Source organism: Mycobacterium interjectum (assembly GCF_900078675.2).
Taxonomy (GTDB): Bacteria; Actinomycetota; Actinomycetes; order Mycobacteriales; family Mycobacteriaceae; genus Mycobacterium; species Mycobacterium interjectum.
The window spans coordinates 4,846,973-4,868,095 of sequence record NZ_LT546237.1 but is presented as its reverse complement, the minus strand read 5'-3'; the positions used below and the strand labels follow the sequence as shown (position 1 = coordinate 4,868,095).

The 21,123-nt window shown below is 68.6% G+C and carries 20 protein-coding genes and 2 pseudogenes; 11 read left to right on the top strand and 11 right to left on the bottom strand.

The window, feature by feature from the left end:
* Positions 1–270 precede the first annotated feature (270 nt).
* On the bottom strand, positions 271–561 hold the full coding sequence (locus tag BN4348_RS62295) for an Rv1535 domain-containing protein (RefSeq protein ID WP_096866341.1): 291 nt from the start codon (positions 559–561) through the stop codon (positions 271–273).
* 72 nt (positions 562–633) lie between these two features.
* On the opposite strand from BN4348_RS62295, the gene BN4348_RS58175 reads away from it, so the two are divergent.
* A complete protein-coding gene (locus BN4348_RS58175; RefSeq protein ID WP_096866340.1) occupies positions 634–909 on the top strand; it encodes a hypothetical protein in 276 nt (91 codons plus the stop codon).
* Positions 910–963: 54 nt separating this feature from the next.
* Here the strand turns inward: BN4348_RS58175 and BN4348_RS58170 are convergent, their stop codons facing one another.
* Genes BN4348_RS58170 through BN4348_RS58160 form a run of 3 tightly spaced genes read right to left on the bottom strand, consistent with a single transcriptional unit; the run spans position 964 to position 5,845 of the window.
* Positions 964–4,713: a SpoIIE family protein phosphatase gene (locus tag BN4348_RS58170; protein WP_235852841.1), complete on the bottom strand. Its 3,750-nt coding sequence runs from the start codon at positions 4,711–4,713 to the stop codon at positions 964–966.
* A 50-nt stretch (positions 4,714–4,763) separates the two neighbouring features.
* Positions 4,764–5,126 carry an STAS domain-containing protein gene (locus BN4348_RS58165; protein WP_066917635.1) on the bottom strand — a complete coding sequence of 121 codons (363 nt, stop codon included), beginning with the start codon at positions 5,124–5,126 and terminating at the stop codon, positions 4,764–4,766.
* Between the two features lie 38 nt (positions 5,127–5,164).
* Complete coding sequence (locus BN4348_RS58160; RefSeq protein WP_066917634.1) at positions 5,165–5,845, bottom strand: PAS and ANTAR domain-containing protein; 681 nt, start codon at positions 5,843–5,845, stop codon at positions 5,165–5,167.
* A 172-nt stretch (positions 5,846–6,017) separates the two neighbouring features.
* Here BN4348_RS58160 and thiC point away from each other — a divergent pair, with 172 nt between their 5' ends.
* From thiC to BN4348_RS58130, 6 genes are read left to right on the top strand one after another with little or no spacing between them, the layout of a single operon-like run.
* Positions 6,018–7,652 carry a phosphomethylpyrimidine synthase ThiC gene (thiC, locus tag BN4348_RS58155; protein WP_066917633.1) on the top strand — a complete coding sequence of 545 codons (1,635 nt, stop codon included), beginning with the start codon at positions 6,018–6,020 and terminating at the stop codon, positions 7,650–7,652.
* Positions 7,649–8,485, top strand: coding sequence for a bifunctional hydroxymethylpyrimidine kinase/phosphomethylpyrimidine kinase (gene thiD, locus BN4348_RS58150; protein ID WP_066917632.1), 837 nt, complete (start codon positions 7,649–7,651; stop codon positions 8,483–8,485). The genes thiC and thiD overlap by 4 nt, the downstream gene beginning before the upstream one ends.
* Positions 8,482–9,099: an alpha/beta hydrolase family protein gene (locus BN4348_RS58145; RefSeq protein WP_066917631.1), complete on the top strand. Its 618-nt coding sequence runs from the start codon at positions 8,482–8,484 to the stop codon at positions 9,097–9,099. The genes thiD and BN4348_RS58145 overlap by 4 nt, the downstream gene beginning before the upstream one ends.
* 11 nt (positions 9,100–9,110) lie before the next feature.
* Positions 9,111–9,335 carry a hypothetical protein gene (locus BN4348_RS58140; RefSeq protein ID WP_066917630.1) on the top strand — a complete coding sequence of 75 codons (225 nt, stop codon included), beginning with the start codon at positions 9,111–9,113 and terminating at the stop codon, positions 9,333–9,335.
* A 49-nt stretch (positions 9,336–9,384) separates the two neighbouring features.
* Positions 9,385–9,822, top strand: a complete 438-nt coding sequence (locus BN4348_RS58135; RefSeq protein WP_066917629.1) for a MarR family winged helix-turn-helix transcriptional regulator — start codon at positions 9,385–9,387, stop codon at positions 9,820–9,822.
* Positions 9,823–9,838: 16 nt separating this feature from the next.
* Positions 9,839–10,708 (top strand): LLM class F420-dependent oxidoreductase, encoded by an 870-nt coding sequence (locus BN4348_RS58130; RefSeq protein ID WP_066917628.1) that lies wholly within the window; start codon positions 9,839–9,841, stop codon positions 10,706–10,708.
* Between the two features lies 1 nt (position 10,709).
* On the opposite strand, the gene BN4348_RS58125 is transcribed toward BN4348_RS58130, so the two are convergent.
* Positions 10,710–12,167: a neutral zinc metallopeptidase gene (locus BN4348_RS58125; protein ID WP_066917627.1), complete on the bottom strand. Its 1,458-nt coding sequence runs from the start codon at positions 12,165–12,167 to the stop codon at positions 10,710–10,712.
* A 219-nt stretch (positions 12,168–12,386) separates the two neighbouring features.
* Here BN4348_RS58125 and BN4348_RS58120 point away from each other — a divergent pair.
* Positions 12,387–13,582: pseudogene (locus tag BN4348_RS58120) on the top strand (adenylate/guanylate cyclase domain-containing protein).
* A gap of 15 nt (positions 13,583–13,597) precedes the next feature.
* Here BN4348_RS58120 and BN4348_RS58115 read toward each other — a convergent pair.
* From BN4348_RS58115 to BN4348_RS58095, 5 genes are read right to left on the bottom strand one after another with little or no spacing between them, the layout of a single operon-like run.
* Positions 13,598–15,079: an HNH endonuclease signature motif containing protein gene (locus BN4348_RS58115; protein ID WP_235852840.1), complete on the bottom strand. Its 1,482-nt coding sequence runs from the start codon at positions 15,077–15,079 to the stop codon at positions 13,598–13,600.
* 59 nt (positions 15,080–15,138) lie between these two features.
* Entirely contained in the window at positions 15,139–16,608 is a 1,470-nt protein-coding gene (locus BN4348_RS58110; protein WP_066917626.1) for a M28 family peptidase, read from the bottom strand.
* Positions 16,605–18,104 (bottom strand): M28 family metallopeptidase, encoded by a 1,500-nt coding sequence (locus BN4348_RS58105; RefSeq protein ID WP_066917625.1) that lies wholly within the window; start codon positions 18,102–18,104, stop codon positions 16,605–16,607. The genes BN4348_RS58110 and BN4348_RS58105 overlap by 4 nt, the downstream gene beginning before the upstream one ends.
* Positions 18,105–18,115: 11 nt before the next feature.
* Positions 18,116–18,541: a DUF2752 domain-containing protein gene (locus BN4348_RS58100; RefSeq protein WP_066917624.1), complete on the bottom strand. Its 426-nt coding sequence runs from the start codon at positions 18,539–18,541 to the stop codon at positions 18,116–18,118.
* Between the two features lie 12 nt (positions 18,542–18,553).
* A complete protein-coding gene (locus BN4348_RS58095) occupies positions 18,554–18,883 on the bottom strand; it encodes a CD225/dispanin family protein (protein ID WP_066917623.1) in 330 nt (109 codons plus the stop codon).
* Between the two features lie 316 nt (positions 18,884–19,199).
* On the opposite strand from BN4348_RS58095, the gene BN4348_RS58090 reads away from it, so the two are divergent.
* From BN4348_RS58090 to BN4348_RS58080, 3 genes are all read left to right on the top strand, one after another.
* Entirely contained in the window at positions 19,200–19,730 is a 531-nt protein-coding gene (locus BN4348_RS58090; RefSeq protein WP_066917622.1) for a serine/threonine protein kinase, read from the top strand.
* 90 nt (positions 19,731–19,820) lie between these two features.
* Complete coding sequence (locus tag BN4348_RS58085) at positions 19,821–20,345, top strand: serine/threonine protein kinase (protein WP_066917639.1); 525 nt, start codon at positions 19,821–19,823, stop codon at positions 20,343–20,345.
* Between the two features lie 11 nt (positions 20,346–20,356).
* Positions 20,357–20,884 carry a serine/threonine protein kinase gene (locus BN4348_RS58080; protein ID WP_066917638.1) on the top strand — a complete coding sequence of 176 codons (528 nt, stop codon included), beginning with the start codon at positions 20,357–20,359 and terminating at the stop codon, positions 20,882–20,884.
* Positions 20,885–20,888: 4 nt separating this feature from the next.
* Here the strand turns inward: BN4348_RS58080 and BN4348_RS58075 are convergent.
* Positions 20,889–21,123 (bottom strand): annotated as a pseudogene (locus tag BN4348_RS58075) (SGNH/GDSL hydrolase family protein); the annotation flags it as partial.

The following is a 21,123-nucleotide window of genomic DNA, read 5'->3' as shown; positions in this document are numbered from 1 at the left end:
GCCCGATCGACCCGCGGCTGCGCGGCGCGGACCAGCCCGCGCTGTGGCAGGCCGTCGCCATCCGCGGCGTCACCACGGCCGCGGCGGCGACGGCCGCATGGGCGATGGCGGGCGTCACCGGGCTGCCACAACGCGCATCCACCGTGGCGCTGGTCGCGCTGGTGTCCGCCGAGCTGGGTCAGACGCTGCTGGAGTCCCAGGCCCCGATGGTGGTGCTCACCGCCTTCGGCTCACTCGGCCTGGTGGGGATCCTGATCAGCACCCCGGGAGTCAGCCAACTGCTCGGCTGTACGCCGATCGGCCCTGTCGGGTGGGCTCAGGGCCTGGGAGCCGCGGCGGCGGCGACCATCGCGACAGGAATTCTGAGCCGTGCACTGCCGGGTCCGGACAAACCGGGCCCGAAACCACCCGAGACATCCGCGACGAACGGTGAGCGGTCCGATCGGAATGCCGAATCTCCACGACCCCGACCCGCCAGAGCAGCGCATAGAGTTCAACGAGGGGCACCTTCAGCACCGAGGCAATCGACGAAACTAGCGGATCGCCCCCGAGGTCGGTCATCGTCGACATAGGTCCGACGTTGGCCTCGCGACCCGGCGGGGCGGCAAACCTTTAGTTACTGGAAGGCAAATGATGGCCGAAAAGAAGACGCGCAGGGGGACCTCGCAGCGCGACGCGGTCCAGAAGATCCGCGAGGGGGAAACCTTCGTGGTGAACGTGCCGGTGGTGGGGCAGGTGGAGATTCCGCGCCCGGAGCAATTGGCCTATTACGGCGGCCTGGCCGCGCTGGCCGCGTTCGAACTCATCGACTGGCCCGTCGCCCTGGTCATCGCCGCCGGACACGTCATGGCGAGCAACCACCACAACAGGCTCCTCGAGGAGCTTGGCGAGGCGATGGAAGAGGCCTGAGCCGATGGTGGCGACCCGCTACGCCCGGCCGCGCTTGCGATCGCCACGGGTCGCTCAGGCGCCGGCGACGGCGCGCTCGAACCGCAGCGTGACCCGGGTGCCTCCCGGGGTCCGGACGGTGTCGACGCCGTCGGCCAGCCCACCGATCAGGGTGAGCCCGCGGCCGCGCCGCCTGTTGCGCAGGCTGGCCGACGAATCGCCGACCCAGCTCCCGGTGTCGCTGACAGTGACCGCGACGGTGTCCTCGCGCACGAATGCCTCGACGGACACGGTTTTACGCGGCTGGCTGTGGCTGCCGTGCTCGATCGCATTGGTCACCGCTTCCCCGGTCGCCAGCAGGATGTCCTCCTCGCGGCCCGGCTCGACGGCGATGCTGTCCAACCAGCCCCGCAGCTGCCTGCGCGCGATGGGGATCTGGGCCGGCGCGGCCGGCACCACCGCCGCAAAGCTGCGCGCGGCCGTGTGGCTCGGGCGCAACGCGAGCACCACAACGTCGTCGCGATAGCCCGCCGGCGGTGTCATCCGCGCCAGCAACTCGGTACACACCGATTCGACCGGCAGCTCGGCGCATCCGGCGGCCGCGGCCTTCAGCCGGGCGAAGCCGTCGTCGAGCGCCTCGCCGGCCCGCTCGATGAGCCCGTCGGTGTATAGCAGGATCATGCTTCCCGGCGTCAACTCGGCCGTCGCGGTGGCGCCGGCAGGGTGGGCATCCTCGACCGCGACCGGGGGACGGCGGCCCGACTCGAGGAAGACCGGATCGCCGTCGGGAGGGACGAGCAACGGATACGGATGCCCGGCGCAGCTGTAGCTGACGGTGGCGCCCCCGGTACCGGCCCCGGTATCGATGAGGGCATAGGCCACGGTCGCGCAGCGGGCGCCGGTGACGCTGGCCGCGTACCGATCCAGCGCGGCCAGCACCGCGAGCGGTTCGGCGGCGGTGAGCGCCGAGGCGGCCACCGCGGCGCGCAGCCTGCTCATCACGATCGCGGCGGCCAGGCCGTGCCCGACGACGTCGCCGACCGAGATCCCGATCAGGCCGGCGCGCCCGAGCGGGGTGACCGAGTACCAGTCGCCGCCGACCCGCATCGCTTCGCCGGCCGGCTGGTAGACCGCCGCCACCACCGCGGCGGTCGAGCTGCGGTCCAGGTCGAGCAGGTGCTCCTGGAAGTCGACGGCGATCCGGTGTTCTCGCGCCATCACCCGGACCCGGTCCAGCGCCGAGGAGGTCAGCTCGGCCATCCGGCCGAACGTTTCGAGCTCGGCGGGGTCGAAATTGCGCGGCGTGGGCCACAGCAGCAGCAGCGCACCGATGACGCGGCCGGTGTTATCCCGCAAGGGATGCGCGACGCAGGCGCGCACGCTGTCGGCGGTGTCGCGCACGGCATGCTGGTAGCGCGGGGGCAGGTCGAAGGTGTCGGGGACGACCATCGGCTTGCCGCCGCTGATGACGTCGGCGCCGATCAACGGCGAGTCGAGCGCGGCCACGTGGTAGCGGTCGCGCACCTCCACCCGCAGGTCGCCGGCGTATTCGAAGCGGACGTGGTGTTCCCCGTCGAGCACCCCGATCGTCACCGCGGCGGGATCGCCCGAACCCGACGGGTGGCCGATCAACGCGTCCAGAATGCCGGCCACCGAGTCGGTGGCCTGCAGGGCGGCGTCGAGGTGCGCCAGGTCGAGCTCCGCCTCGCGCCGCTGGCGGTCGCGCTCGCGCGCGACCGCCGACAACCGCGACGCCACCCGGTCGAGGAGCTCCTGGGAGCGGAACGGCTTCGGCAGGTAGTCGTCGGCCCCGCCCGCGAAGCCTTCGTCGATGGCGTCCGCGCCGGCGCGGGCCGACAGCATGAGGACGGGCGTGGCGGCCAGCGCCGGGTCCGCGCGGATCGCCGCAACCAGGTCGAAGCCGCTGAGGCCCGGCATCATGACGTCCGTCACGATCGCGTCCGGGCGCAGCTCTTTGGTGACGGCCAGGGCCGACTCGCCGTCGGCGACCAGGACGGTTTCCCAGTGGGCAGACAGCACGCGGTCCAGGTGCGCGCGCATGTCGGCGTTGTCGTCGGCGATCAGCACCAATTGGCGGGCGCCGTCGGCCGCCGGGCGCGCGGCCGACGTCAGCCACTGACCCGCCTCGGCCACGTACGGATTGCTCTCGTCCGGCATCGCGGCGGGGGATTGGTCGACCGCCGCGCCCGCGCTGGACCGCGGCAGCCGGATCGTGACCGTCGTTCCGCGATCCAGTTCGCTGTCGATCTGCACCGTTCCGCGTTGCAGCTCGACGAGCCCGCGCACCAGTGACAGCCCGATTCCGGTGCCCTCCACGCTGCGCCCGCGCATGTTCTCGGCCCGGTAGAAGCGTTCGAACAGCCGGTCCAGGTCCTCGGGCGCGATGCCGACTCCCGTGTCGCGCATGCTGATCCGGCAGTCCGCGGCTTCGGCACGCACCTCGACCGAAATGGAGCCCCGCAGGGTGTATTTGACGGCGTTGGAAAGCAGGTTGAGGACGATCGTTTCCCACATGCCCGGATCGATGTCGGCCAGCGCGGGACCGCAGTCCAGCACCAGCTCCAATCCGGCCCGCTGGCACAACTCGCCGAACGACGAGGCGATGTGCTCGGTGAGGGCGCCGACGTCGGTGCACACCAGCTTCGCGTTGGCCCGGCCCGCTTCGATGCGGGAGAAATCGAGCAGCGAGTCGACCAGTCGCAGCAGGCGGCGGGCATTGCGCCCCGCAACGCTCAGCCGATCCGCCAGCGCGCTCTGGGGCGGCGCATCGGCCAGCGCGTCATCGAGCGGCCCAAGCAAAAGCGTCAGGGGCGTGCGGAATTCGTGACTGACGTTGGTGAGAAACGCCGTCTTGGCCCGATCCAGCTCCGCGAGCGCGTCCGCTCGCTGCCGCTGCTGCTCGTAGGAAACAGCGGCCGCCAGCGCAGAGGACAGCTGGTCGGCGAGCAGCTGGCAGAAGCCGCGGTACATCGAATCGAGCGGGCGCCGCGGGCTTGCCCCGATCACCAGCGCCCCGGTGTTGGCCCCCTCACCCAACGGCAACACCAGGGCCTCCCGCGGGGAGTTCTCGCCGAGAACGCTTGCGATGCCCGGTATCACGGCTTCCAGCCGGTCGATGAGGTGTGCGGTCGTCCGCGACCGCGGCGCCGCGCCCGGGCCCGTCAGCTCCGCCAGCGAGCGTGGCATCAGCTCCCGGATCGAGGGCGTCGCTCCGCACAGCGTGCCGTCCAGGTACACGGCGATGAACGGCAGGTCCAAGGGCTGCGCGCCGCACACCGAAACGGCGCCTTGCACGGCGTCGTCGATGCCGTGGGTCTCCATGACGGCGCTGGCCACCGCATTGAGCAGGTGGAGGCGACGCTCGCTCAACACCCGGTCGGTGGTTTCCCGCACGGCGCAGAAGATTCCGTAAACGTCTCCGCCGCTGCCGATCAGCGGGCTGTAGCTGAAGGTGAAGTACCGCTCCACGAGCTGGTCGCCGGTCATCAGCGGCAACATCAAGTCGTCGGACCAGGTCGCGATGCCGGTGTCGATGACGCTGTTGAGCATGGGGTGAATCTGGCCCCAGATCTCCCACCACACCTGCTCCGCCGGACGGCCCAAGGCGGCCGGGTGCTTGTTGCCCAGGATCTGCGAGTAGGCGTCGTTGTACATCAGGAACAGATCCGCCGGCCCGAGCCACAGCACGATGGGAAACCGCGACGTCAAGGTGACCGCCACGGCCGCCCGCGCCTCGGCCGACCATTCGTCCGGTGCTCCCAGGGGGTGGTTCGCCCAGTCGAACTCGGCGAACCGGCGACCCATCTCGCCGCCTAAGGCGACCGCGGCCGCCAGATCAGCCGGCAGTCCTGGGTTCATTGCCGGCGGTTGCGCTGCAACGCATCGGCCAGCGTCGGAGAGATGTCGAGAATGCGGTCCAGCTCGGTCACCTGGATCGGGCGGAGGACTTGGTCGTGGTCGGCTACCAGACGGACCGACGTACCGGCCGCGTTCCCTTCCTCGTGGCACTCGAGCACCGCGTTCAACGCCGCGCTTCCGAAGAAATTGACCAACTGCAGGTCGACGATCACCAGCCGCTCCGGGTGCGTCGCGGCCGCCTGAAGCGCGGCGGCGAGGTGAGTGGCGAGCTCGCCGACGTTGCTGGAGTCGACATCACCCTTGACGCGCACGACGACCGCATCCCCATTGGCCTCGTGGCCGACCGCCAACACTTCCATGCCTTTCCCCGACTTCGTGCGTTCGCATACAGCGCTGGTTACCCAGCGGGCTCGTCGGGAATCCTTTCGTGCACCGTCAGCAACAAATGGTCGAACTGATTTTGCACCGCCGGCGCCGGGGCCGTCAGTGTCGTCACTTCGACGAGCATTTGCTTCGCCAACGAGCGCAGCTTCACGTTGGTCTCCTGCGAACGCCACTGCAGCACGCGGAAGGCCTGCTCGGCGCTGACCCGGTAGACATACATCAGCACCCCCTTGGCCTGCTCGATGGCCGCGCGATTCTCGAACAGGTCGGGCAGGGCCGCGTCGAGCACCTCTTGGCGAGCCTCGTCGAAGGTCTCGGTCAGGTCGATGTAATAGCCGGCGGTTCCCACCACCACGCCCGACTCGTCCAGCATCCGGTCGGCCACCACGATCGCATCGTGCACGTTGCCCGCGGTGTCGAGGAACCGGTGCCGGCTGGAAAAAGATTCCGCCGACTGCAACGCGTAGTCGAGCAACTCCTGGACGTGCGCGCGGTCATCGGGATGCTTGTGCGAAAGCAGCAGTTTCGTCGTCGGCACGACGGCCCCCGGTTCGTAGCCGTGCATCCTGGCCACCTCGTCGGACCATTCCCAGCGTTGACCGACGAACCAGAACCGGAAGGCGCCGACGTTCAGATGCTGCGCGGCGGCCTCAATTGCGCTGGTCGGCTGCGTGTGGTTGCCCGCGGGTTGCACGTTTGCATCCTGCCATCCGGTGGGTATCCCGGGCTACCGCTTGAGGGGGTAACGTCGCGTGCGGACCATCCACAAGACGCGGGAGCGTACGCCGAGTGCGCTGAGAGGACGGCTGGGGCCGTCGACCGTACGAACCTGACCGGGTAATGCCGGCGTAGGGAGATGACAGCACATGACCGTCACCGTCGAACCGTCCGTCACCACCGGCCCCATCGCGGGCAGCAGCAAGGCCTACCGCGAGCTGGACGGGGTGCCCGGCGCGCGCGTCCCGTTCCGGCGGGTCCACCTGTCGACCGGGGATCACTTCGACCTCTATGACACGTCCGGGCCCTACACCGATCCCGACGCGGTGATCGACCTGGCCGCCGGCCTGCCGCCGCGGCCCGGGGTGGTGCGCGACCGCGGCACCCAGCTGCAGCGCGCCCGCTCCGGCGAGATCACCGCGGAGATGGCGTACATCGCCGCCCGCGAGGAGCTGCCCGCCGAGCTGGTGCGCGACGAGGTCGCCCGCGGCCGGGCGGTGATCCCGGCCAACCACAACCATCCCGAGAGCGAGCCGATGATCATCGGCAAGGCGTTCGCGGTCAAGGTCAATGCCAACATCGGCAACTCGGCGGTGACGTCGTCGATCGCCGAGGAGGTCGACAAGATGGTGTGGGCCACGCGCTGGGGCGCCGACACCATCATGGACCTGTCCACCGGCAAGAACATCCACGAAACCCGCGAATGGATCCTGCGCAACTCCCCGGTGCCGGTCGGCACGGTGCCGATCTACCAGGCGCTGGAGAAGGTGAAGGGCGACCCGACGGAACTGACGTGGGAGATCTACCGCGACACCGTGATCGAGCAGTGCGAGCAGGGCGTGGACTACATGACCGTGCACGCCGGCGTGCTGCTGCGGTACGTGCCGCTGACCGCCAAGCGGGTCACCGGCATCGTGTCGCGCGGCGGCTCGATCATGGCGGCCTGGTGCCTGGCGCACCACCGGGAGTCGTTCCTGTACACCAACTTCGAGGAACTCTGCGACATCTTCGCGCGCTACGACGTCACCTTCTCGCTCGGTGACGGGCTGCGCCCCGGCTCGATCGCCGACGCCAACGACGCCGCGCAGTTCTCCGAGCTGCGCACCCTGGGCGAGCTGACCAAGATCGCGAAAGCCCATGGCGCGCAGGTGATGATCGAGGGCCCGGGGCACATCCCGATGCACAAGATCGTCGAGAACGTGCGGCTGGAAGAGGAGCTGTGCGAGGAGGCCCCGTTCTACACGCTGGGCCCGCTGGCCACCGACATCGCGCCGGCCTACGACCACATCACCTCGGCGATCGGCGCGGCGATCATCGCCCAGGCCGGCACCGCGATGCTGTGCTACGTGACCCCGAAGGAGCACCTCGGGCTGCCGGACCGCAAGGACGTCAAGGACGGGGTGATCGCCTACAAGATCGCCGCGCACTCGGCCGACCTGGCCAAGGGGCATCCGCGCGCCCAGGAGCGCGACGACGCGCTGTCCACGGCCCGCTTCGAGTTCCGCTGGAACGACCAGTTTGCGTTGTCGTTGGACCCCGACACCGCACGGGAATTCCACGACGAGACCCTGCCGGCCGAACCGGCCAAGACGGCACACTTCTGCTCGATGTGCGGGCCGAAGTTCTGCTCGATGCGAATCACGCAGGATGTGCGCGACTATGCCGCCAAGCACGGGCTCGAGACCGAGGAGGACATCGAGGCCATGATGAGCGAGGGCATGGCCGAGAAGTCGCGCGAGTTCGCCGAGCACGGCAATCGGGTGTATCTGCCTATCACACAGTGAAAACTCTGCCGCTGCCGCCACCGGGCACGACGCCGGTGCGCGTGCTGACCATCGCCGGATCGGACTCGGGGGGCGGCGCGGGCATCCAGGCCGACATGCGCACCATGGCGCTGCTCGGCGTGCACGCCTGTGTCGCGGTCACGGCGGTCACCATTCAGAACACGTTGGGCGTCCAGGGCTTTCATGAGGTGCCCGGCGAGGTGGTCGCCGCCCAGATCGACGCCGTGGTCGCCGACATCGGCATCCACGCCGCCAAGACCGGGATGCTGGCGTCGTCGGACATCATCGCGGCGGTGGCCGCCACGTGGCGCCGGCTGGGTCTGACGGGCTTGACGGTCCCGCTGGTGGTCGACCCGGTCTGCGCGTCCATGCACGGCGATGCCCTGCTGGCGCCCTCGGCGCTGGATTCGCTTCGCGACCAACTGTTTCCGTTGGCCGCGCTGGTGACACCGAACCTGGACGAGGTGCGGCTGCTGGTCGATATCGACGTCGTCGACCCGGCCTCGCAGCGCGCGGCGGCCAAGGCGCTGCACGCGCTGGGCCCGCGATGGGTATTGGTCAAGGGCGGACACCTGCGGTCCTCGCAGCGCAGCTGTGACCTGCTCTATGACGGCGCCGACTTCCACGAGTTCGACTCGGAACGTCTGCCCACCGGCAACGACCACGGCGGCGGCGACACGCTCGCGAGCGCGGTCGCCTGCGCGCTGGCGCACGGCTTCACGATGCCGGACGCGGTCGGCTTCGGAAAGCGCTGGGTCACCGAATGCCTGCGCGCCGCATATCCTTTGGGCCACGGGCACGGCCCCGTCTCCCCCCTGTTTCGGTTGTCATGAACCTCGAGGCCATCGCGGGTGTCGCGCACGAGCCAAAGGGCATGGCTTCGGGCGTCGTCGTGCTGACCCACGGCGCCGGCGGCGATCGGGATTCCCCGCTGCTGCAACAGGTTTGCGACGAATGGGCGCGCCGCGGCTGGCTCGCCGTGCGGTACAACCTGCCGTACCGGCGGCGCCGGCCCAAGGGTCCGCCGTCCGGTTCGGCGGCCACCGACCGCGCGGGCATCGTCGAGGCGATCACGGTGTGCCGCGGCCTGTCCGGCGGCCCGCTGATCGCGGGCGGGCATTCCTACGGCGGCCGGCAGACCTCCATGGTGGTCGCGGCCGGGGAGATCGGGGTGGACCTGTTGACCCTGTTCTCCTACCCGGTCCACCCGCCGGGCAAGCCCGAGCGGCCGCGCACCGAGCACCTGCCCGACATCCGAGTGCCCACCGTGTTCACCCACGGAACGTCGGATCCGTTCGGCACGCCGGCCGAGCTGCGCGACGCCGCGGCGCTGGTCGCCGCGCCGACCGAGGTCGTCGAGATCACCGGCGCGCGCCACGATCTGCGCTCGAAGACCCTCGACGTGCCCGCGCTCGCGGTCGACGCCGCGCTGCGGCTGCTTGCCTGAAGGGATCGCACATGTTGGAAGATCTTCGCCGAGTGCTCGAGTACCGACTCAGCGTCGCCCAGCTGATGGCTATCGGGATCATCCTCGGCACCCCCTACCTGCTGGTGGGCACCATCTGGTCGACGACCCACACCGAGCATCTGCACCAGATGCACGGCGTCGACCTGGCGGTCTCCTTCCTCGGGTCGATCGTGTCGTGGCCGGTGCTGCTCTTCGCCAACGTCTGCATGACCTGATAGACAGCCACAACTGGACAGTTTTAACTGTCTAATCTAGGCTGGGCTCATGGACGGCATCGGTGACTCCGCCGTGATGGCCGCCCGCGACCTGCGGGTGTTGTTCAGCCGGTTGCGACGCCGGTTGCGGAGTCTCGGGGTCGACGACGACCTGACGCCGTCCCAGACCGCGGCGCTCACCCGCCTCTGGAAAGAGGGAGCGTCGTCGGCCAGCGCGCTGGCCGGTGCCGAACGGGTGCGTCCGCAGTCGATGGCCACCATCGTGGCCGCGCTCGAGCAACGCGGGCTCATCGCGCGCACTCCCGACCCCGAAGACGGCCGCCGCCAAGTGGTTTCGTTGACGGCGGCGGGTCAGCGGCGCGCCGAGAGCGATCGTCAGGTGCGCGAGGAGTGGCTGGCACGCGCCATCCAGGAACGGTATTCCGAGCGGGAACGCCGCACCATCCTCGATGCGCTCTCACTGCTCGAGCGTCTGACCGAGTCATGAGAGGGGAATCACTGCAATGGAATTGGGTGTGCACTTCATCGATTTTCTGCCGGGGGATCCGGCGAGGCTAGGCCCGACGCTGGCCGACGCGGCCAAGGCCGCCGAGCAGGGCGGCGCCACGCTGTTCACCCTGGCCGACCACTTCTTCCAGATGGAAAACGTCGGGCGAGCACAGGATCCGTTCCTGGAGGGCTATACGTCGTTGGGCTTTTTGGCCGGACAGACCGCCACCATCGACCTGACCCTGCTGGTCACCGGGGTCACCTATCGCCATCCCGGCGTGCTGGCCAAGACGGTCGCGACGCTGGACGTGTTGTCGCAGGGCCGGTCGATGCTTGGGCTGGGGGCGGCGTGGTACGAGCGCGAGCACGTCGCGCTCGGGATTCCGTATCCGCCGCTGCGCGAGCGGTTCGAGATGCTGGAGGAGACGCTGCAGATCTGCCGGCAGATGTGGAGCGACGACGACGGGCCGCACCACGGCAAGCACTACCAGCTGGCCGAGACGATCTGTGTGCCGCAACCGATTCGGCGGCCGCCGATCCTGATTGGCGGTGACGGCGAGAAAAAGACGCTGCGACTGGTCGCGCAGTACGCCGACGTCTGGAACAGCACGACGGGCGATGTCGACGTACTCGCGCACAAGATCGAGGTCCTCGACCGGCACTGCGATGCCGTGGGCAGGGATCCGCGCGAAATCCGCAAGACAGTCGGCCTTTTCGTCGACCCCTTCGCGGACACCGCGGGTTTCCTGAAGACGGTGCAACGCTGCGCCGAGTTGGGCGTCGAGTTGATCAACCTCGGCCCCTTCCCCGGAAATCCCGACCCCGTCGGTTTCATCCGCCGCCTCGGCGACGAGGTGGTTCCCAGGATTGCCGAAATCGCCTGAGCTATCCGGGGTAGCGCGAATAGCAGGCGTCCATGTTGCCTGTCACGCCGCCGCGGAAGGCGGCGATGCGGGTGAAGCCGGCCGGCACGCTGATGCCGTCGGCGTCGCTGGCGACCAGGTGGTTGGTGAGCAGGCCGGAGACCGCCTCGTCGAGGTCGCCTGCGGTCAGCACCAGCTGCTTCTGGGAGGGTAGCTCGATCGGTTCGGCCATCTTGCGGTGCACGACGCCGGTCAGGCAGGCGGTGCGCAGTGCGGTCCAGGGGCTCTGCATGGCCAGCCCGCGGTCGTGTTGCACGGCCAGCGCGTACCTCGACATCACCATCGACAGGGCGGTGTCGTCGCCTTGCGGCAGCGTGCGTTCACTCTCGGCGGCCACCCGACCCGCCTTCGCGAGTCCCGGGAGGTCGACCACGATGGTGTTGGTGGCCGGACAGTAGGACGCCGGCGGGCTGGGCTTGGCATCCGGGCAGTCGGCGGGTTTGTAGGACAGCGTCGGCGGATTGTTCGGGGAGAAGATCTTGCCCAGCAGCTCCATGAGCGTCGACAGCGTGTCTTCGTTGATGGGAACCTCTCCGGTCTCCGGGTCCCCGCTGGTGTCGAGCCGCAGGGCGGTCGGCAGGTCGCCGCGGCGCTGCTCGATCTCCTGCTTGTTGATGCCCGCGCACGCCGAGGCGCCGTCGATGAAGCCCATCTGGAACGCGCTGATCCGGTCCAGGGCCGACCCGTGCTCGTCGTCGTTCTGGGTGTCGGCGTCCATGACCGGGTCGCGGGTGGTGATGATGCCGGCCAGCACGTGGTCGAGCCCGTCGGCGGTGCTCAGCGTGAAGCGGGGCGATTTGCCGTCGGCCACCCAGTACAGGTAGACCCCGGCGAAGCAATCGGCCTGCTGCTCGCGAACGATGGTCGGGTCTTTTCTGGTCACGAGTTCGGCCATCTGCTGTAGGGCGTGCCCGAATTCGTGCGCCAATACCCCGTTGACGGACATGTCGCCGAAATAGCGCTGCGCGACGGCCATGAATACCGTGCGATCCCAGGCGATCAAGTTGCAGCGGGCGGTGAAGAAGGCGTTGACGAGCTTATAGGTGTCGTTATGACAAACGATGGGGCTGCCCGGATTCTCGGAGTCGTAGGACACCAACTTCTCGACCGGAACGAAAGTCCCTTTCAGCGATTGGCTGTATACCGACTTCCAGTACTCCTCGATGTCGTTGATCGAGAGCAACGACAGCTTGTCGATCGGCCCGTTGTCGGTGTTGAGCACCTTGCCGGTGGGACTCGGTGCGTTGGACCGGATTCCGCTGGGCCCGTTGGTCGCCGGCAGGCCGCCCACCCGGAACGGGTCGTTGAGCATCGACAGAGCGCGTCCGTCGACGAAGGTGGTGCACCCGGCCACCACAAGTACCGCCCCGGCGCCGGCGATTGCCGCCTTGAGACGTCGACGCGGCCCGCGCTTGTCCATCAATGACCTCATCCCGACCGGGCTGCAGGGCAGCATCAAAGGGACCTCATTCTAAATCCCCCAACAAACTCTGACAGCCGAAATGCAATTTGGGTTACCCGTTGCGAAACGTCAACGGGCGGGAGGGTATTCGGTACGCGAATTGCCGGTGCCCGGGCGCCCTATCATCACCCCTTTGGAAGGCGTGTGGTCGGCGGCTGATCGGCTTACACTTCCGCAATGTTCTCGGAGACACGCTATGCGATGAACGGGGACTTGCGCGTCGCCTACCGCGCGTCGCGTGAAGGCCCTCGTGACATCGTGTCGTCTGTCCCCCCTTCACAAACTGTGAGGTCGTCCCCGAACTGCCGTCTATCCAAGGGTGGTTAGAGGCGATGACATCGCTGGGTCGATTCGTCTACTTCGACCAGCCGGGCACCGGGGCGTCCGATCCCGCAACGCCGACCTTGGAGCTACGGGCCGACAGCATCACCGCGGAGCTGGACGAACTCGGAATCGGTGAAGCCGTCCTCGTCGCCGTCGACGGCGCATTCCCGCAATCGGCGCTGTTCGCAGCCACATACCCCGCCCGCACAGCCGCGCTGATCGTGCTGGAGGGCTACGCGGACCCGCTTTTTGAACGCACCGAGGGGTCCACACCCGAGGAGCTCCCCGCCGCCGCGGTCGCCACCTGAGCACCGGGGAGATTGCCCATCTCGCCAACCCGGACATGCCGTGGAACGAGGAAATTCGGGCCACCTGGGCACGGCACGAACGCCTGGCGGCAAGCCCGGGGACCTTTGCCCACATGCGGTCGCTGCTAGACGACATGGACGTGCGGGCATTGCTTCCGACAGTCCGCGTCCCCGCTCTCGTCCTCCATCACACCGACGACGTCATGATCCCGCCGAAGTGGGGCAGCGACATCGCCGATCGAATCCCGGACGCGACCTATGTCGAGCTGCCGGGACGCAACGTTTTCCACTCCGTCGAACCGTGGCGCCAGTCATTCCAGGAGATCGCCGAGTTCCTCACCGGCCACCGGGCTGAGGTCGCCGACGATCGGGTGCTCGCCACCGTGTTGTTCACCGCTGATGCGGTTCCGGGGTCGCGAGGTCAACACGTCGGGCGACGGCTTCCTGGCGATGTTCGACGGCCCGCAGCGGGCGATCCGAGACGCGGTGCGGTCGCTGGGCATCGAGGTGCGGGCTGGGTTGCACACCGGTGAGTGCGAGGTCCGCGGCGACGACATCGGCGGGATCGGCGTGCACATCGGGGCGCGCGTCAGCGCACGCGCAGGACCGGAGGAGGTGCTCGTGTCGAGTACGCTGCGCGACCTGGTGATCGGGTCCGGACTCGAGTTCGAGGACCGCGGCGCGCACGAACTCAAGGGGGTGCCCGGTGAGTGGAGGCTATACGCCGTGGCTTCTCGGTGAATTCTGGACCGGCCGTCAGAACGGTGGGGGGTCGTCGTCACTGTCGGTGGGTGGCGCCAGCGCGAAATAGTCACGGCGCAAACGTTTTCGGGCCAGACGGATTTGGTGGTTGTGGTGGCGTTCGGTGGCGATGCGCGCGGCGCGGTCTTGGGCGCGGGTGCGGCGCCGCAGGGGCATCATCGCGGTGCGCTCGCCGCAGCGATCGGTAGTTGGCGCCGCGAGCCTCGGGGCGTCGCCGGGGGGCGCGCACAAGCTGGGGAACAACAGCGCGCTGCCCGGCGTGGTGACGTAGGTGTGCCCGTCGGGCAGCCGCCAAATCAGGGTCCCGTCGGGCAGCTGTTCGTCGCGCCACTGCCAAAACGTTTTTAGCAAATGATGTTGTCGACAAAGGCATTTCAAGTTCGACGCATGCGTGGCGCCCCCGTCGGCGTAGGGAATCGTATGGTCCACGTCGCACTGCACCGCGGGGCGGTCACAACCGGGGGCTCGGCAGGTCAGATCGCGGCAGCGCACGAAGTCGGCCAGCGCCTTGGAGGGCACATAGCGGTTCTCCGGCGGTGCGTCGCCCAGGTGGATCAGCGGCATCAGCTTGGCCGAGGCCGCCAGCTCGGCCACCAGTTCGGGCGGGATGAGCCCGTCGGCGCCCAGCTCGGATCCCGGGGCGGTGCCGGCGCCCTCCAGCGTGGCTTGCTCCGCGATCACATGGATCAGCACCGGGCCGGCCGCCGGTCGTGCGCCGGCCGCGCAATCCGGGCGCCTGCACCGACAGCCCAGCCGATCGGCCCCGGCGGCCAGGGCGCCCAGGGCATCGGCGCGGCGCTGCTGATGACTCCGTGGATCGTGGGCGCACACCGTTGCCGCCAACGCATTCAGCCGCTGATCCAGCGCATGGGCATCCGGGGACAACACGCTGCCACTAATCTCCGACAGGCCACACTGGGCGCGATCATCGATCCAGACCTCGCGGTCGGCCTGGGCCTCCTTTCGCCGGCGCACCGCATCGGCGTCAGCGCGGGCCACGATCCTGTCGACGACGGCCGCCAGCCGGCCCTGGGTCATCGAGGGCCAGCGCGCCGCATTGGCCGCCAATTGCGCATCCACACCCGCCAATACCTTGGGGTCGGTGATCAAATCGCTGCGGTACACCAACGTCTGAAACATCCGGTAATCGATATCCCCGGCCCGAAACACCGCGGCCACCCGCGGCAGGCGCTCGCGCATGGCCAGCGCATAACGCAAATAGCTGCCCGCCCTGGCCAGGCTGATCCGCAACGCCGCGGCCACCTCCGCGCCCACCGCCGCCCAGGTGTCCACCGCCCAATCGGCCTCTTCACCGCGCTGGGCTCGGCGCAGCTCAAAAAGCTCCCCGACCGCAACCAACCGGTCGGCGGCCGCCCGGGCCTCAGCCCGCCCCGAACCGCACATCCGCTCCATCAGCGCCCGCGACCGCTCGGTCTGCGAAGGCTCCCAATACTCGTGCAGCCGCGTATCGAACATACATTCGATCATAAGCATGCCCACCGACACGAGGGCCGATCGCCGCCCGCGGAAAACCGCTAAGGCACCCGCGTGCGGTGCCGCTTGTCGTGCGGCGGCACGCCGTTGACGCCGCCGATCGACTCCGCGTAGGTGCCCACCGCGAACGCGACGCCAGAACCCATGATCGCCAACGCTTCCCGGTTGACGGCGTCGACGGTGTCACGCGGGCCCTGGAAGTTGGGGTCGAACGGGGCGCCGGCCTGGCCGCCCCACAGCCGCGCCTGCACGGTGGTTTTCGGCTGCGAGGCGCCGGTGGTCATGCCGCCGATCGGCACGCCCGCGATCATGAAGGGGTGGTAGTCGGTCCTGGTGCCCAGCGGCATGTCGGCGGGCCGCTTTCCCGCCAGGTTCAGGTAGCCGCCCAGCGTGCGCTCGATGCCGGCGGAACCGTCGGGCACATCGCCGAAGGCGATCCCGGGCGCGGGCGGACCGGACTGATCGCCGTCGTCGGTGAAGAAGCCGGCGTTCGGTGATCCGAGCACGGTGAAGTCCAGGTACATCGCGATGTCGTTGAGTTGGTCGCCATCCATGCCGAACACGTAGTCGGTGACGCCGTTGAGCCCGTCCTCGTCGGCTCCCCAGAACACGAACCGCACCGCGTTGTTCACCGGAGCCAACGGGCCCAGCTGCAGCGCCGTCTCAAGCACGGCGGCCACGCCGGTCGCGTTGTCGTTGATGCCCGGACCATCGCGCGGGCCGTCGAGATGCGCGCCGACCACGATCGCCTCGTGCGGCGAGCCGGTTTCAGTCTGCGCCAACACGTTTCGCGAAGTGATCTTGATGTTCTCGGCGTCCAGCACCAGGCGTATCGGCGCGGTCTCACGCGCGAGCGCGGTGGCGCCGTAAGCACCGAGGACGGCGACCGGCACGGTCAGTCGCTTGAAATAACCGGGCACGAACAGGCCGGGCGGAGCGCCCTGGCCGCTGGGCGCGCTGAGCACGACCAGCGCCGCCGCGCCCTTGGCCAGCGCGATGTTCTGCTTGTCGACCACCGAGCAGACCGAGTCGTCGACGACGGCGATCGCCCCCTTGGGCACCGCGGCCGGGTAATCGCCGACGGCGCAGCCCGCCGGTCGCGCCGGGTGGACCGGCGGCCCGGTGAGTCCGCCGGGCGGCGTTCGGACCAGCAGCGACGCCTGGTCAACCTGATAGGTGCGGCCGGCCACCGTGAGCGCGGGTTTACCGGGCGAAACGTTGTAGAGCCGGTCGAACTGCGGCGTCGATACGTTGAAACCCCTGTCCCGCAACGTCTTCGCCACATATTCGACGCTGGCGTCATAACCCGGCGTCCCGTCCGCGCGGTTTCCGCGGTTGGCGTTGGCCACGTTCTGCAGCGCCCGCAGGTGGGTGACCAGCCGGTCCGCGGTGACCTTCTGGGCCAGTCCCCGAGCGAGGTCCGGCGCCGCAGCCGGCGGTGCGGGGCGCGGCGAAGCGCATCCCGCCACCAACCCGATCGCGATCAGCGCCGCGGCCAGCGGGCGCATCATGACTTGGCGAGCACGTGGCGCGTGCGATCCGCCGGCACCGGAACCCCGTTGCGGCCGCCGAGGTCCTGCGCGTAGAGGGCCACCGCGTAGGCCACACCGGCCCCGTTGATGCCCAGCGCGGTGCGGTCGATGTGATCGAGGGTGTCGGTTTTCTGGTGATAATTGGGGTCGAACGGCTGGTCGGCGGCCCCGCCCCACAGCTTGGCCTGCTCGGCGGACTTCTTCACCTCCGCACCCGAGAACAGCCCGCCCGCCGGGATGCCGGCCAGCGTGAATCCGTCGTAGTCCGAACGGCCGTCGAAGGAGGTGTCCTGCGCGGTCTTACCGGCAGACTTCAGGTAGGCGACCAGGGTGCGCTCGATGCCGGCCGAGCCCTCCGGCACCACCGGCTGGCCGCGCGCGTCCATCGGCAGCGACTGGTCCCCGTCATAGGTGAAATAGCCGGGGTTGGGCGATGCGAGCATGTCGAAGTTCAGATACAGCGCAATGCTTTTGAGCGCGTCGAGGTTCAGCGACTCCACGTAGTTGCGCGAGCCGATCAGTCCGAGCTCCTCGGCGCCCCAGAAGCCGAATCGCACCGCGTTGTGCACCTGCGGCGAATTCCCCAGCTGTACCGCGCTTTCCAGGACGGCAGCAACACCGGACCCGTTGTCGTTGATGCCGGGGCCCTCGGGCACGCTGTCCAGGTGCGCGCCCGCCATCACCACGTCGGTGGCCGACCCGGTCTTGGTCTGCGCGATCACGTTGCGGGCCTTGAAGGTTTGCACGCTCGCGTTGAGCTTGATCATGGTCTGCCCCGGCTGCGCGCGCAGCTGTACCCCGACGGACTTGGTGACGCTCAGCACCGGGATCTTCACCTCGGTGTCGCCCCCAAGGGTGCCACCCATCTGTTGCTCGTCGACGTTGTCGGCGACGAGCAGCGCGACGGCACCGCGCTGCGCCGCTGCGTTCTCCTTCTGGGCAAACGGGCAGGTGCCGCGGTCCACCAGCACCACCGCGCCCTGCACCCGCAGCCCATCGAAGTCGGAGGGCTTACAGCCAGGGCCGTCGCCCAGCGGCACCGGCACCAGCGGACCGCTCACCCCATCGGGCGGGGTGCCGAGGCTGAACTCCAACGGGCGCGCCTCGACGGCCGCGCCGCCGACCGTCACCGCCGGCTTGTCGCCGTGGAACACCCGGGCCGAGAACTCGGGCGTCTGCACGTCGAAACCGCTGTTGCGCAACGTGTTAACCACATAATCGACGCTGGCTTCGTAGCCGGGGGTGCCCACGGCACGGGTGCCGTTGTTGGCGTTGGCGATGTCCTGGAGTTTCGACAGGTGCGCCATCATCGCGCCGGCCGTGACCTTGTCGTGCAGGGCGGTGGCGAACTGGGCCGCGGCCGGGTTGCCGTTAGTCTGCTCCGAGTTGGTGCAGCGATGAGAGCAACCTGCCAGGGCTGCGGTCAGGGCGAGCCCGCCGAGCACCGCCGGGATCGTCCGCGAATTTTTTGCCATCCCGCCCAAGGTTAGACATACAGCGCGGTGAATGGCGCAAAAGGAATGTTGCGGACCACAAACCAAACCGCCACCAGCAGCAGCGTCACCATCGCGGCCCAGCGCTGGTGCTGCCAGCCCTTGACCCGCCGCCCCGTCGCCCGGCCGTAGGTCCATGACCCATACGCCCACACCAGCAGCGCCAGCGCCACCAAGCCCAGCGCGTTGAACCGGGCCGCCGCCGCTACGTTGCCGTGCATCAGCGAATACAACATCCGCGCGCTGCCGCATCCCGGGCAGTCGATGCCCAGCAGGGCCTTGGTGGGACAGACCGGCAGCGGTCCGCCCGGCGTGGTGGGATCGCCCACCCAGGTGGCAGCGCACACCAATGTCGTGGAAGCGGCCACCAGGAGCGGCGCGCCGAGGGCGAACCGCAGCGGCCGTTGGCGCGTTACCACGAGCGTCCGCGCTTAGAACATCGCAGAAATCATGGCCGCGCTGGTGTTGCCCGCGTTCATACCGACCGCCACCGTGTAGATGATGGCGACGACAACCCAGACCACCCAGATGATGACCGACCAGATGACCCATTTGCGTGCGCTGGCGGCGGCCGCCTGCGCCTCCGCGTGCAAACCCTGCGCCCACATTCCATTGACCTGGGCGGCTTTCACGATCGCGACGATCCCGGTGATGGGAAAGCAGAATATCGTCGCCAAAATGGCCCACACCAAGTAGTTATTCGGAGCTTGCCCAACGGGCTGCTGCGGCGGGTATCCCGGTGGCGGTGGTGGCTGTGTCATCGATTCTCCAGTCGCGAGGAGTTAACTGGCGTGAGGCGGTGCTTACCATACCCGAGCGGCGCGGGCGACGGCACCATCTCGACGAAATTCGCTGTTTGCGTACACCACCCGAGCGGCGCAAATGTAACGGACGTGCACGAAATGCGCTGGCCGTGAACCGCTTTGCCGTCGGGGCAGTGCCGGCCGACCGCGGGGAAAAAGATGCCCAAACAGACAATTTCCAGCGGAATGTGTTGCATAGACAGGACATAGCCCTACGATCCCCTTAGCGGAAGCATTGTTTTCCGGTGAACGACGCAACCGTTAGGAGTCAAGGATGCCTCATCTCGGCAAGGCGCTGCGAGCCGCGACGGCGGCCGCGGCGCTCGCGGGCGGTTTTGCGTTGGCCGGTGCCGCCGTGGCGGCAGCGGACCCCCCCAACACCGGTAACTCGGCGGACGTCAACACGCTGGCCGCCTCGCTGTCCAAGGGCTACGGCCTGAACAACTGCACGGCCGGAAACATCGGCGCCGGCGAACTGGCGGTGCTCACCTGCGGGCAAAACCCCGACCCCAGCGGCCCGATCCAGGCGAGGTACCTGCTGCTGAACAACGCCGACAGCCTGGCCGGCTCGTTCAAGACCAGCATCAAGGACGACGTATTGACCGCATGCGGGGACAGCGGCCCATCGCCGACGACCTGGCACCAGGGCGGTAACAATGCCAACTCGGGATCGGTGGCCTGCGGCACCTACCAGAATGCCGCCGAGGTCATCTGGACCACGGATTCCAAAAACGTGCTGAGCCTCATCCGCGGAGCCAACTCCGACGTCGCGGCGCTCTACCAGTGGTGGCGCGCGAACGGCTGACATTAACCCATTGGGCCGCAATCTGTTTCGGCAGCTCGGCCCGAAAGATGCTCGAGTTCCTTGAATTTCCCCACAATGAAGGAGTTCAGAATGTCCCCTCTCACCACCGCGTTGCGAGCCGCGACGGCTTTGGCGCTCATGGGCGGTTCCGCCCTCGTCGGGGCGGTCACGGCGACCGCGGACCCCGGCACCGGTAGCTCGGCAGACATCAACACCCTGGCCGGTTCGCTGTCCAAGGGCTACGGCCTCAACAATTGCCAGCCGGCGCAGCTGTCGGGTCCCGTTCTGGCCGAGCTCGACTGCGGGCAAAACCCCGATTCCAGCGGGCCGGCCGCCGGCGTCTACCAGCTCTTCAGCAACGGCAGCGACCTCGCGGCCGCCTTCACCTCCGGCATCAATGGCGTGTCGCTGAGCGCGTGCGGTGACAACGGTCAATCGCCGGGCACCTGGCACCAGGGCAGCGCGGGCGCGACGGCGGGGCAGGTGGCGTGCGGAACCTACAAGAATGCCGCGGTCATCACCTGGACCACCGACGCCAAGAACGTGTTGAGCCACATCCGGGCGTCCAACACCGATGTCAACGCGCTCTACCAGTGGTGGCGCACCAACGGTTAAGGAGTCAGATGATGTCTCGCCTCACCACCGCGCTGCGCGGGGCGTCGGCGGCCGCAGTGCTGGTCGGCGGCTTCGCGCTCGCCGGTGCCGCCACGTCGGCCGCGGACCCGAACACCGGCAGCGCGTCGGACGTCAACACCCTGGCCGGATCGCTGTCCAAGGGCTACGGCCTCAACAATTGCAAATCGCAACCCCTGACCGAAAAGGGTGAAATCGCCGAGCTCCAATGCGGGGAGAGCCCCGACTCCAGCGGACCGGCCGCCGCCCAATACGGCCTGTTCGCCAGCGGCGCCGATGCGGCCGCCACGTTCGCCAACGCCGTCAAAGACGGAACCATGACCGCTTGCGGGAGCGACATCACTCAATCACCCGGGTCGTGGTCGCAAAACGGGCAGACCGGGGGGAAGCTGGCGTGCCAAACCAACCAGAACCTCGCGGCGGTCACCTGGACCACCGACAGCAAAAACCTGGTGGGCCAAATCATCGGGCGCAACGGTGACGTCAACGCGCTCTACCAGTGGTGGCGTGCCAACGGCTGACCCTCTACAGTTGCGCCGCAACCAAATCCGCGACCGCGCGCATCCCGGCGCTGTTCGGGTGCAGCGGGGCCGGCCGGCCCGGTAGCGGCACACCGTATCGCGCGGGCGTCGTGGTCCACGGCTCGGCCGACCACGCGTGGTGCTGGCGGCTGGCGTCGGCGGCGCGGACGATCTCGCATCCGGTCGCGGCGGCCGCGTCGGCGGTGGCGCGTTCGAGCGTCGCGGCCACCTGCCGGCCC